The following is a 12,600-nucleotide window of genomic DNA, read 5'->3' as shown; positions in this document are numbered from 1 at the left end:
GCGAAACCGGTCGCGGTGCGTCGCCCTTACTCGGCGGAGGATAGCCGGTTTGATGCCTCGGCAAGCTGATGACCGCAGAAGGCGGCTTTCATCTGCGCTTGGTCCAATTCTCCTTCCCAGCGGGCGACGACGAGGGATGCCACTGCGTTACCAACGCAATTCGTCAACGCCCGGCATTCGGACATGAAGCGGTCGATGCCGAGTATCAGGGCCATCCCAGCAACGGGAACACTCGGAACTACGGCGAGCGTAGCAGCCAGGGTGATGAAGCCCGCACCTGTCACACCTGCAGCGCCCTTGGAGGAAAGCATCGCAACGAGCAGCAGCAGCACCTGATCGCCGATTGACAGATCGGTGTTCGTCGCCTGCGCGATGAAGAGGGCCGCCAGGGTCATGTAGATATTCGTGCCGTCCAGATTGAACGAATATCCGGCCGGGATGACGAGACCCACAACCGAACGCCTGGCGCCCGCCTTCTCCATCTTCTGCATGAGCGAGGGGAGCGCGGCCTCCGAGGAGGACGTTGCGAGGACAAGCAGCAGCTCTTCCTTGATGTAGCGAATGAGAGAACAGATCGAAAAGCCGTTGTAGCGGCAGACCGCGCCGAGAACCCCGAACACGAAGAGGAAGGCGGTGAAATAGAACGTCGCGACCAGCATCGCGAGGTTGACGACCGAACCGATGCCATATCTGCCGATGGTGAAGGCCATTGCGCCGAAAGCGCCGATCGGCGCGGCTTTCATCAGAATGCCGACGAGCTTGAAGACAGGCGCGATGAGCGCCTGAAGGAAGGAAACGACAGGCTTGCCCGTCTCTCCGGCCATCGCGAGCGCCATGCCGAACAGAACCGAGAAGAACAGCACCTGCAGGATGTCGCCTTCCGCGAAGGCGCCGACTATCGTTGGCGGGATGATGTTCATCAGGAAGCCGGTGACCGACTGCTCGTGGGCCTTTGCGGCATAGGTATTCACGGCCTGGACATCGAGCGAGGCCGGATCGATGTTGAGGCCGGCGCCAGGCTGGACGACATTGGCGACGATGAGGCCGACGATCAGCGCCAGCGTCGAGAAGGTGAGGAAATAGACCATTGCCTTGCCGGCGACCCGGCCGACCTTGTGAAGATCGTTCATGCCGGCAATGCCGGTCGCAATTGTCAGGAAGATGACAGGCGCGATGATCATCTTGACCAGCTTGATGAAGGCATCACCCAGCGGCTTCAGGCTCTCGCCGGTCCCCGGATAGAAATAGCCAATTGCGACGCCGAGGGCGATGGCGGCAAGCACCTGCGCGTAAAGCTTGGCATAGAAGGGTTTGCGGGGCGCGGGACTCGCGCCGCGGACTTGTGCAGCTGACACTGTTTCTCTCTCCCTGACCGGATCGAGGTGGCGTGACTTCTCCCGGGCTTCTCCCTATCGCGGCGCTCCGGTCGAACGCTGCACCAACGCCGCCGCAATACCCATGCCAAATGGATCCGCATGACCTGAACTGACGTTGGGCTCGCCAATGATGGGATGAATGCGGTGGCACAAGACGGGAATGACAAGGCCGCCGTCCAGCACGCGCTTGATGTTCTCCGGCAGATTGCCGGTCGATCTATCTGGCTTGCGGTTTTGCTGCACATCGTGGCGGGCTCCTCGGTTTGCCGACTTTGGGAAGGGCCGCATCGCTGGCACCAGGGCGCAGAATTGCCGTGTTCTTTGCCGCGCTCCCGCTGCAGCGACAGCTTGAAAGCGACGTCGAGACGTAGGGATTGACGCCGCTAGTGCTGACCGCGACGATGCGGTTCAGAAGTTCCGAGCACCGCCGAGAAAGCCGCGCTCGACCGCCACCTTCGCGCCTTCACACGCGACGCCGCCGCCTTATCTGCGTCATCAATATCGAGGAAATGGCGATTGCCGCGACCGACCAGTGTCGTCGGCAGTGATTATCGCTCCCGCCCCTGGTTCGCAGGCGCTGGTGACTGGCACGGCCCGGCAACTCGGCGCGGTCAGCCGCTCGGGCACCGCATCGCCGGCGCCGTATTTCTGTCGTTCAACATCGCCGACAAAAATTAGAACTGATGAATTCTATCATAGGCCGCGAGGTTTCCTTTCACGAATGAAAGAAAGCTCGATTGACTATCCCGCCTCGCTCCAGTCTTTTGAAAATCAACGTGTGGTTGCCCCCGTGCAAGCCGAGAACGTGGCCAAGCTTCGTGGAGGGAGAGCCAAGCGATGCGTCAGGGGTCGACCCGCTTTGCACTCGACCACACGGCGGTGGCACGAGTTCACGTCAGAGCATTTTCGCGCTTGCCCGCGACGTCGCGGGCGCACATGCCGCCGGCATGCATTTCATGGCGCGAGATCGAGGATCATATGCACCACAACATTCCCAAATCAGAACAAAATGCGAGCGAGTGCCGCATTTCGCTTCCGGATGCGAAAAGGGCTTACCCAAAGTCCGAGATGAACACCGCGGTCCCTTTTGTGCCATCGCACGAGCACGCGCTTACCGGCATCTTCGAAATATCGAAAGTACTCACCGACCCCGCCCGGCTCGAAGTCACGTTGGCCAAGGTCGTCGATCTCCTGCCCTCGTTTGTGCAGATGCGGCACGGCATCATCGCTCTCTTCGACGCTGAGGGCGTACTGGACATCACCGTAGTCACCGGCTGCGACGAGAACAGCGATGAGCGCTCCCGGATGCGCCTGCCGCGCAAGGCAATCGATCTGATTGTGACGACGGACACGCCGCTCGTCGCCGAGAACATAGCGGTGCATTCGGCCTTCACTGCCGCTGACATAGAGGTGCTTGGGGCCTCCGACACCGTGTCGTTCATCGGCGTTCCCATTCGTGTTGATGGGAACGCCGTAGGCACGCTGACTATCGACCGCGCCTTGGACAGCAGGTCAACGTATCGGCTCGATTATGATGTCCGGCTGCTCACCATGATAGCCAACATGGTGGGACAGACAGTCAAGTTGCACCGCTTCTCCGCGGGCGACCGCGAACTACCGACAGAGGTGGAAGATCGGCTGCAAACGCAATTCTCTGATGTCAAGCACCCTGCACCGCAGCGCAAGAAGGTTCACGTCAAGGGAATGATTGGCGACAGTCCGGCGCTAAGCGCGCTGCTCGAGAAGATCGCAGTGGTAGCTAAGGCAAAGACCACGGTTCTGTTGCGAGGCGAATCCGGTACCGGGAAGGAGCTGGTCGCCAAGGCAATTCACGAGTTGTCGCCGCGCGCCAAGCGGCCCTTCATCAAACTCAATTGTGCAGCGCTGCCAGAGACAGTCCTGGAATCCGAATTGTTCGGTCATGAGAAGGGTGCCTTCACAAGCGCGTTCAATTCCCGCAAGGGTCGCTTTGAGCTCGCCGACAAGGGGACGTTGTTTCTGGATGAGATCGGCGAGATCTCGGCCTCCTTCCAGGCAAAGCTACTGCGCGTGCTGCAGGAGCAGGAGTTTGAGCGCGTCGGCAGCAACCAGACCATCAAGGTCGACGTTCGCGTGATTGCCGCCACGAACAGGAACCTTGAAGAGGCGGTTGCAAGGAATGAGTTCCGCGCCGACCTATATTATCGCATCAACGTGGTTCCCTTGCTGGTGCCGGCATTACGCCAAAGGCGCAGCGATATTCCGCTCCTCGCAGCTGAGTTTCTCAAGAATTTCAACGATGAGAACGGCCGTACGCTGACCTTCGATGCGCGTGCGATTGAAGTACTGATGAAATGTGAATTTCCCGGCAACATTCGCGAGCTTGAAAATTGCGTGCACCGGACAGCGATCCTGGCGGAGGGACGATCAATCGGGAGAAACGACTTTGCGTGCTCCCACGACCAATGCTTTGCCGAGGCGCTGCGGAAGAGCAGATCGGGCAAGGCCGCGCTGCAACCAGCGCCAATCCTCCCAGAGGCAGTGAATCCGGCCACGCCGCCGGATGCGGCCGCTCGTTCGGCCGCCACCACAGTCCCGCCTGCCGGAGCAACCCACTCATTGGGCGCGAGGACCACCGACGCCGAGCGCGTCATTGCTGCCATGGAAAGATGTGGCTGGGTGCAGGCAAAGGCGGCGCGCCTGCTTGGACTGACCCCGCGCCAGATTGGCTACGTGCTGAGGAAATACGGCATCGAGGTCAAGCGTCTGTGAAAGCATGACTCAGGCGGATTAGCTGAGACCGCTTAGCGGCTTGGCCCGCGCAGGGATGCAGATCCGCGTCCGCGTCAAGTCGATTCGACCGAGGACAGCCTGGCCGAATTCCCGTGGCAGCCGGCGTTGCGACCATCTTGTGAAAGGCGACGCTGCCATCGTCAATCCGTCCGCCATGTTGCTCTCGTTGCGAGCTCATACGGATGCCCCTGTGCGACTGAAACGGAGATAAAATATGTCCGATGCAAAACTGCAAGCTGTGCTTTCGTCTCTTCCGCAAGGGACGCGACAGTTAGATGCTCTGCCGTCCAACGGACCAGCGCCGGACAAAAGTTTTGTCAAGCTGAATACGAATGAGAACCCGTTTCCGTTGCCGCCAATTATAATGCAAAGTGCAGTGGCGGCCCTAAATCGCCAGTATCTGTATCCGGACGACGATAACATCAGCTTGAGGGAAGCAGCGTCCAATACCTATGGGGTATCCACGGATCAGGTCATCGCAGGCAACGGGTCGTCTGAACTGCTCGGACTCATCTACAGAGCTTTCCTCGCCCCTGGCGACAAGGTGGCGATGATATCGCCAGGGTTTTCGTTCAACCGCAAACTTGCCATGTTGCATGGTGCTGAGTTTCTCGAGATCGGATGTCAAACTCATTCGCTGCCAATGGAGCAATTGCTTTCCGGTCCGGCAAAAGACGCCAAGTTCATTCTGGTGGCCAATCCAAACAATCCGACCGGAACATTCCTCTCGATAAGCAATATCGAACGCCTCGTGGCACAATCGGATCGCCTGGTCGTCCTTGATGAGGCCTATGTCGACTTTGCACCCGATCACGGGCTGCGCCTCATCAACCGTTATTCGAACCTTCTGATCTTGAGAACATTTTCGAAGAGCTATGCCGCCGCCGGCATTCGCGTCGGTTTCGGTTTCGGTCACCCTGAGATTATTGGCAGGCTGCGCAACATCCAGAACGTCTTCAACATGAACGTGATCGGGCATGCGGTTGGTATCAGCGTGCTTGCGCATCGCGGCGCCTACGCAGAGAACCACAAGCACATCAGACATGAACGACAGCGAGTGACAGCCGCACTGTCGCAACTTGGATTTTCCGTAACGCCCTCCCACGCAAATTTCTTGCTAGCCCGTGTGCCAGCGGGACAGGACGGCTCATGGTGGCAAGCAGCCTTGGAAAGGCAAAAGATACTCGTTGCCTACTTTCCGGACAATGGTTTGGAACATTGCATCCGCGTCAGCATCGGCACAAAAGAGCAATTGGATGCATTTCTTGCTGCCGCTCGCGATATAGTTGGAAGCTTAAACATACCAAGCACCACGGGCAGGGGAGCGTCAGGCTCTGCTCGTTCGGTACGCTGACGCTAATCCGATATCACACATTGCTATCTTTAGGCTTGCTTGGTCACCCAAGCACGACAACATTTTTCTTTAAAATCGGGGACAATATCGAGTGACAAACGTCTTTCCTTCAAACCTAGCCTTCGGCATCTTCGATCATCTGGACGAGGACGGCCTCGATATCGCCCGGCAGTACGAAGATCGCCTGATATTAGCAGAGGCGTGCGATCAGCTAGGGTTCTATGCCTATCATCTCGCAGAGCACCACTGTACCCCCCATGGGAGAGGTCCATCGCCGAATCTGTTCTTATCGAGCGTCGCCCAGCGCACCCGGCGCCTGCGTCTCGGACCCTTGGTGATGCTGCTTGCGCTTTATCATCCGCTGCGTGCGTTCGAAGAGATCTGTATGCTGGACCAGTTGAGCGGTGGCAGGCTCGAACTGGGCATAGGGCGCGGTGCTCTCCCGATCGAATTGGGTTACTTCGGGATTGGTGCGGACGCGGTGCCGGGCCGCTATGCGGAAGCCAGCGAAATTCTTGTTGAAATACTTGTTAATGCCATGAAGGTTGGCACGCTGTGCTATCAAGGCCGCCATTTTGAGCTCAATGACGTTCCTTTGACGCTAAGACCTCATCAGCGTCCACATCCGCCGACATGGGTCGCCGCCAATCGACCCGAGTCCGCAGCCTGGGCCGCTGCGAATGGAGCAAATATCGCGTGTGTAGGACCTTCCTCTTCTGTTCGCAAAACTACTGATGCGTTCCGCGCCTATCAAGAGGACAACACTGGCGCGGGCGATCGAGCGCCATTTATTGGATTGCTCCGCATGGTCGTGGTTGGGCGTTGTGACACACATGCCTATTCGCTCGCGGCACCTGCTTACGAACGATGGCTCAAGAGCTTCCAATTCCTTTACGAGCTTAACGCTATCCCCACTCCACCCAACCTGCCGCTGACCTTCGATGCGGCAGTCGAGAGTGAATTGTGCGTTGTAGGATCAGCAGCGTCTGTGCGAGAAGCTCTGCTCAGTCAGTTGGAAGAGGCAGGTGCTAACTACCTTCTTTGTCAACTGGCATTTGGGAATCTGCCGCTCGATGCTTCCCTATACACCGCGACGACCATTCAATCCGAAATCATGGCTCGACTTGGCTGACCATGAAATTCGCGGTCTGATCCGAAGGTAAATCGTTGTAACAGCGCTCCCTCACATTGCTCGAGCGTGCACGTGGTGGGGATTGGGAAATCGTGAGGGAGGCCAAACTGACGACGAGCCGGCGGCACAGATTACCAGGTTTGTGCGTTGGCCGGCATCTGGGCACGGTGTGAGACTGCACGATCCTAAGGAGATGATGGCCGAGCGCGTCACGATGCCGGCACGCATCTGCTCGTCGCGCTCGCGCTAGTCGTTGCCCATAGCCCGCCGCAAGAGGTTCTTCTCGACCGGGGCGGCGCCGGTGGCCGCTCCCGCATCCAGCTTCATCAGCGGCTCGGCGGTAGCAAAGCCGTCACTCGCTACGGCGCTGTTGAGGGCGCGCTCGCGAGCGGCTTTGCTACGCCGAGCGACACCACCTGGAGCGAGTTCGCCCGATGTCGCGGCGTGCACCGCGGTCGGATAACGACGCTGGAGGAAATCGTTCGCAGCCGGTCTTCACGATCCGCGCGAGTGCTTTGCATGAATGCTGCCTGCTTCCTCGTCTGCGGCGGCCTGAGTGTCCGCCGGCACGCCCGAAGTCAATGTCAGTACCACAAGGCCGCCAAGACGTCAGGTCTGGGAGCCGGCTTGTACGGTCGTATCGTGTTCTGGAATATCGTCAAAGGAGGCGTAGTTGAGATTGTAGAGTTTGGAATACAGGCCCCCCATGGCTATTAGCTGATCGTGGTTGCCAGTCGCAATAACTTGGCCATTCTGAAGCACGATGATGCGGTCGGCACCCCGGATCGTGGCAAGACGGTGGGCGATGACGAGGCCAGTGCGCCCTTCAAGCAGCTTTATCAGAGCCTTCTGAATCTGCATTTCCGTGTAGCTGTCGATGTTGGCGGTAGCTTCGTCGAGCACGAGGATCTTGGCGTCGGCGACGAGGGCGCGGGCGAAACTGATAAGCTGGCGCTGGCCGAGAGATAAGTTGTCGCCGCGTTCGCCAAGTTGGGTCTCATACTCGTCGGCGAGGCTCATTATGAAGTCGTGGGCGCCGACCGCCTTGGCGGCCTCGATCACCTTGTCGCGCGTGGCTTCCGTCTCGTGGTATCGAATGTTCTCGAAGACCGTCCCGGTGAACAGGAACGGCTCCTGCAGCACCATGGCGACCTGGCGGCCGAGCGATTCCTGGGTGAGATCGCGCACATCATGTCCGCCGACCAGCACTTGGCCCTGCTGAACATCATAGAAGCGGTGGACCAGGGCCATCGCGCTCGATTTGCCAGAACCGCTCGGCCCGACCAGTGCGACCGTCTCGCCGGGATTGACCCGGAAGGAGACATTTTTCAGCACCGAACGGTTCGGATTGTAGCCGAAGGTGACGTCCCTGAACTCGACCGAGCCGTCCATTTCGGGCGAAAGCACCTCGGCATTGGGTTTGTCCTGAACATCGATCTTGACGTCGAGCACATCGGTCAGGCGCTTGCCTGAGGCCATGGCGCGCTGCATGACCGAATATTGCAGGGTGAGTGAGCGGATCGGGTCAAAGAAGCGCTGGATGTAAAATAGGTAGGCAACCAATACGCCCACATCTATGCGGCCATTCATGACCATCGAGCCGCCGACCACAATAACGGCGGCCATGGCGAGGCCGGTGAGGCCATCGACGATAGGCACCATGACCAGTGCATATTTGGCAGCGATCAGGTGGGTCCTGAGGTTGGCATGGGCCTTGTCGTCAAAAAGGATGAAATTCACCTGCTGGCGGTCCATTGACTGGACGGTGCGCACGCCGTGAATGGCTTCGGCCAGCGCGCCGTTGACGACGGAATTAGTCTCGTGTGCGGCCATGAAGGCGTCGCGGGCACGCGGCAGCCAGACAATGCGGACGATCACCAGGACCGGCAGAACCGAGAGCGTCAGGAGGCCGAGGCGGAAGTCGAGCCACAGCATTACGAAAACGATGCCGAAGAGAAGCGCAACATCGCCTACGGAATATACCGAGGTTTCGAGGAATTCCTGTATGGAGTTGACGTCGCCTTGCAGGCGCGACATGAGGCGTCCGACCTCGGTCTTGTCCATGAAGGAGAGCGAAACCTTCTGCAGATGGCCAAACATGGCGCGGCGGATGTCGAACAGGACAGTTTCGGCCACTTTCCCAACCACGGTTTCCTGCATGTAGCCGGCAGCGAAATTGACCAAAATCGCCAAAACGAACGCGCCGACGGCCGCGAGCTGGGCTGAGCGATCGGTCCTTGCCGGGTTCATGCCCTGGTCGAGCGCGTAGCGGATGATCAACGGGATGAGAAGCTGCGTCCCGGTGAAGATCAGCATTGCTGCAATCGTGATGACTACCCTGGCCCGATAGGGACGGACGAAAGCCCAGATGCGCCGGAGGATGCTCTTGTCGAAAGCCCGGCCGAACATCTCCTCCTCGATGCGGTGCGAGCCGACAACCGCGCGCGGAGGGCGTCTACCGTCGTCACGTTCGGCTTCGACTTCGCCGGCGCGGCCCTGCGTCATCAGCGGGCGCCCCCATACTGGGTCATATTGTCATCACCCGGGCGCGTCTGGAGATCGTAAAGGGCCCTGTAGCGTCCCCGCTTCGCCAAAAGCTCTTGATGCGTGCCGCGTTCTACGATTTCGCCGTTATCGACAAAAAGGATCTGATCGGCATGCACAAGCGCACTCAGCCGGTGCGCGATGATGATCGTCACCCGATCCTTGGCGAAGCGCCGCATCGCCGCGCGGATGCGCTGCTCGGTGCCGGCATCGATCGCGGCCGTTGAGTCGTCGAAAACGACGACGGAGGGGCGCAGCATCATGGTGCGAGCAATCGTGAGACGCTGGCGCTGGCCGCCAGAGAGAGAGACGCCGCGTTCGCCCACGACCGTCTCGTAGCCCGCTGGGAGCCCGAGGATGTAGTTGTGGAGCTGGGCGAATTCGCCAGCGCGTTCGATTCGCTGTCTCTTCGCCCAGGGATCGCCATAAGCGATGTTGTTCTCGATCGTAGTGGTGAATAGGAATGCATCCTGCTGTACGACGGCGACCGCCTTGCGAAGCGTCGCGAGGGTGACATTGCGTATGTCCTGGCCGTCCAGCGTGATGGCGCCACCGGTCACGTCATAAAAGCGGGGGACCAGATGAGCTATCGTCGATTTGCCCGAACCCGGCGGACCGACGATCGCGATCGTCTCGCCTCTACGGGCCTCAAAGCTGAGGTTCTTCAGAATGGCGCGGTTTTCGGCGCTGGGGTACGCAAACGAGACATTGTGGAAGCGCAGAGTGCCGTCGCTTATCTCGAGCGGTCTGGCCTCGAGAGCATCCCTGATTGTGATCTCCTGGTCGAGGAGACCGAAAAGCCGCGAACCGCAGCTAGAAGCGCGGGCAAAGGCATTGACCATGAGGCCGATCTGGCGGACTGGCATTTGCAGGATTGTCATGAAGGTCAGGAAGGTCGCCACCGTTCCGACGCTTATCTCGCCAGCGACGAGCTTGCTGCCACCGATCCAGAGCACCAATCCCATTGCGAAAAAGAAGGACAAGGTCATCGCCGACGTGCTGGGCACGTAGATGTCAACTCGGTCGTGGGCGAGGTCGAGCGCGTTCTTGGAAGCGCCGTCGAACTTCAGCATCTCATAGGCTTGAGCCGCAAAAGCGCGGACCACGCGGATGCCTGCGAGATTTTCCTCCATCACGCGGCTTAGTACTGAAAGCCGCTCATGCAGGTCGAGCCAGGTGGCGCGCAGCCTAAGCTGTGTGGCCGATGAGCGCCAGGCGACAAAAGGCACGAAGCTCAGCGCGACCAGGCCGAGCATGGGATCGGTCGAGATCATCATGTAGGCGCCGATCCCGATCAGCATGGTGAGCAGGAGCACGCGAACGAGCGCGGTGGAAAAATACATCCGCACGCCTTGGAGATCGAGCATTCCGATGGTGATCAGATCGCCTGAATGGACCCGGTCGTGAAAGGAAAAGCTGAGACGCTGGATCTTGTCGTAGTAGGCGAGCCGCAGTTCGTACGCGACATGATGCCCGACGGCTTCGGCAAAATAGTTCTGCGCCATCGTGAAAAGGCCGCGTAGCGCGCTGACGGCGAGCAGCAGGAGAGCCGGGATCCAGAGCGCTTGTCCTGCCGCGGTCCCCGCGACACCGCCCCCGATGGCTGTCTGGGTCAGGTCGACGGCCCGGCCGAGAAGCTGGGGAATGAGCAACTGGAGGATTGCCGCCAGGACCGTCGAGCCCATAGCGAAGGCGACCTGCCAGGGATGCCGCAAATTCATACGCGTGATGCGCAACAGCGTACTCAAATCCCGGCCCCAGCGCGCCACTTCCACATGGGTCAACGAATTTAGAGCGTTCGTTGCGCTGCCGATAGCATCACTGCTCACGGGTGTATTCCCGACTGCATTTTTCGCCTTCGAGGCAAGCCGAAGGACCAATCATCAAAGGGGCCGCCATTGTTAATCCTGTCCACCACCTGCAGCAGTGCCCGTTCCTATAAGCCGAGCCGCGGCTTCACTTACTGGCATGTCGATCACCGTGATTCCGCTTGCCGCAAGGAAACGCGCTTCGTTTCTGGTCAGCGTTTCCGCGTCCATTACCGCGCAATGTGGACCTCGGGAGCGCTTCATGATCTGCCTGGCGTAGGTGCGCAGCATCTGATCGTTGAAGCGGCAGCCAACGAAGAAAAATCCACGGGTGATGCGCCGTTCCTTCACCACGTCTGGGATCGGTGTCTGGATATCGATTTCGGTCAGGACTTCGACATAGTCGGAATCTGCGACGAGAAAGTTTTGCGCCGGCCTAATACTCCCGTGAGGTGTATAGAGAACCGTCTTTGCCCCCGATCGGGGGTCGAGTTCCCTCCCGGACAAATCGTAGGTTTTCGTCCAAATGTTACCGATTTCGTTCGCCCGCGTGACGCCTTGTATCTCAACGACGTCCGTTCGGCCGGTCTCTACGAGAGCCGTGCGCATCGCGCCGTCGTACCAGCTGTCGACGATGAGGGAGAGCGGCAGCCTTGCGAGCCAGGCGTGGAGGAGGGTAGGCGCCACCGGCGCTGCGAATATGTCGGTCATCCAAGCTTGAAGCGTCCGGCGATGCCGGCGCTGTTCGATGAACTGCGCAACCGACCACATATTGGTGCGGATCCTGGAAGGGGCTGGCGCCCGTGCATTGAGTGCCGCGGCAACGACCTCGGGCGTATGCGGCACAGGCGGTTCCGCACAGTTGAACCCAAGAAGACCCGGACCGAGATAGGGGATCACCTGATCGGCGGCGAGCGCTTCCTTCGCCAGGTCAAGCAGCTTTTCGGCAAAACTGTCCCGCACGATGACCAGGTGGCCCGATGTCAGGATCGTGTTCATGCTCGTTTCCTCGCGACGCACCTTATGAACGGGCAGCATCAGTCCTCTTCGGAAACCTTCCTTGCCTCGACGGTGATCGGCAGACGCGTATCCCGTGGAAGATCGGGTAGGAGGAGCCGCCACCCGTTCCTGAGCGTCACAGTTCCGCCCCACAACTCTTCCTTCTCGAGCTTGATGATCGGCTCTTCGAGGTCCTTCTTCGGGACATACGCCGACAAGCCAGCATCGGTCCTGCGGATCATGACTTTCATCTGGCCGTCCCTTCATTGGTATTGCTATCAGCACTGCAGGGCGCCTCGGCTTTGTCGAGGCTCATCAGTTCACGCGCTCGCATGCCGACGACGGTGCCACGGTCGATCCATTCGACCGCATAGATGAAGAACTGCTGGAGAAAGGTGCCAATGTCGCGCACATATCCCTCGTCGCCCTTCCGCACGAGATTTTCGCCGATCTCCCTGCCAGGATAGGTGCCGTCATTTTTTATATGGCGAGTGGCACGTACCCGCTCTCCCGGCATGAATCGTGGAGGCCTGCGGATTTCGACCTCCTCTTCGCGTCCGAGCGACATGTCCGTTCCCTGATTTCCCTTGAGGCTGCAGATTGTGAACAAGGCGT

Annotated in this window: 11 protein-coding genes; 3 read left to right on the top strand and 8 right to left on the bottom strand. The window is 59.3% G+C overall.

The annotated features are described in order from the left end of the window. Nucleotides 1-26: 26 nt before the first annotated feature. The gene (locus NKH50_RS11840; protein ID WP_352615322.1) at nucleotides 27-1,355 is read right to left on the bottom strand and encodes a dicarboxylate/amino acid:cation symporter; all 1,329 of its coding nucleotides are present in this window, start codon (nucleotides 1,353-1,355) and stop codon (nucleotides 27-29) included. Nucleotides 1,356-1,409: 54 nt separating this feature from the next. Continuing rightward, on the bottom strand, nucleotides 1,410-1,619 hold the full coding sequence (locus NKH50_RS11835) for a hypothetical protein (RefSeq protein ID WP_352878866.1): 210 nt from the start codon (nucleotides 1,617-1,619) through the stop codon (nucleotides 1,410-1,412). A 735-nt stretch (nucleotides 1,620-2,354) separates the two neighbouring features. Here NKH50_RS11835 and nifA point away from each other — a divergent pair. The 3 genes from nifA to NKH50_RS11820 all read left to right on the top strand — a co-directional run bounded on the left by nifA (nucleotide 2,355) and on the right by NKH50_RS11820 (nucleotide 6,634). Further along, entirely contained in the window at nucleotides 2,355-4,127 is a 1,773-nt protein-coding gene (nifA, locus tag NKH50_RS11830; RefSeq protein WP_502906857.1) for a nif-specific transcriptional activator NifA, read from the top strand. A gap of 235 nt (nucleotides 4,128-4,362) precedes the next feature. Next, a complete protein-coding gene (gene hisC, locus NKH50_RS11825; RefSeq protein WP_023678255.1) occupies nucleotides 4,363-5,502 on the top strand; it encodes a histidinol-phosphate transaminase in 1,140 nt (379 codons plus the stop codon). 91 nt (nucleotides 5,503-5,593) lie between these two features. Next, nucleotides 5,594-6,634, top strand: a complete 1,041-nt coding sequence (locus NKH50_RS11820) for an LLM class flavin-dependent oxidoreductase (protein WP_023678254.1) — start codon at nucleotides 5,594-5,596, stop codon at nucleotides 6,632-6,634. 246 nt (nucleotides 6,635-6,880) lie between these two features. Here NKH50_RS11820 and NKH50_RS11815 read toward each other — a convergent pair whose 3' ends face one another. The 6 genes from NKH50_RS11815 to NKH50_RS11790 all read right to left on the bottom strand — a co-directional run bounded on the left by NKH50_RS11815 (nucleotide 6,881) and on the right by NKH50_RS11790 (nucleotide 12,553). Beyond that, nucleotides 6,881-7,084 (bottom strand): hypothetical protein, encoded by a 204-nt coding sequence (locus NKH50_RS11815; RefSeq protein WP_352457028.1) that lies wholly within the window; start codon nucleotides 7,082-7,084, stop codon nucleotides 6,881-6,883. Between the two features lie 159 nt (nucleotides 7,085-7,243). After that, a complete protein-coding gene (locus tag NKH50_RS11810; protein ID WP_352878863.1) occupies nucleotides 7,244-9,139 on the bottom strand; it encodes an ABC transporter ATP-binding protein in 1,896 nt (631 codons plus the stop codon). Then, nucleotides 9,139-11,007: an ABC transporter ATP-binding protein gene (locus tag NKH50_RS11805; RefSeq protein WP_352566033.1), complete on the bottom strand. Its 1,869-nt coding sequence runs from the start codon at nucleotides 11,005-11,007 to the stop codon at nucleotides 9,139-9,141. The genes NKH50_RS11810 and NKH50_RS11805 overlap by 1 nt, the downstream gene beginning before the upstream one ends. A gap of 72 nt (nucleotides 11,008-11,079) precedes the next feature. Next, on the bottom strand, nucleotides 11,080-11,985 hold the full coding sequence (locus NKH50_RS11800; RefSeq protein WP_352878860.1) for an SIR2 family NAD-dependent protein deacylase: 906 nt from the start codon (nucleotides 11,983-11,985) through the stop codon (nucleotides 11,080-11,082). Between the two features lie 38 nt (nucleotides 11,986-12,023). After that, nucleotides 12,024-12,236 (bottom strand): putative nitrogen fixation protein NifT, encoded by a 213-nt coding sequence (nifT, locus tag NKH50_RS11795; protein WP_023678250.1) that lies wholly within the window; start codon nucleotides 12,234-12,236, stop codon nucleotides 12,024-12,026. Beyond that, nucleotides 12,233-12,553, bottom strand: a complete 321-nt coding sequence (locus tag NKH50_RS11790) for a nitrogen fixation protein NifZ (RefSeq protein WP_352516056.1) — start codon at nucleotides 12,551-12,553, stop codon at nucleotides 12,233-12,235. Before NKH50_RS11790 ends, nifT begins: the two co-directional genes overlap by 4 nt. Nucleotides 12,554-12,600: the final 47 nt, after the last annotated feature.

Source organism: Mesorhizobium sp. M1027 (assembly GCF_040318745.1).
GTDB lineage: Bacteria > Pseudomonadota > Alphaproteobacteria > Rhizobiales > Rhizobiaceae > Mesorhizobium.
This window is presented reverse-complemented; position numbering and strand designations above follow the sequence as displayed.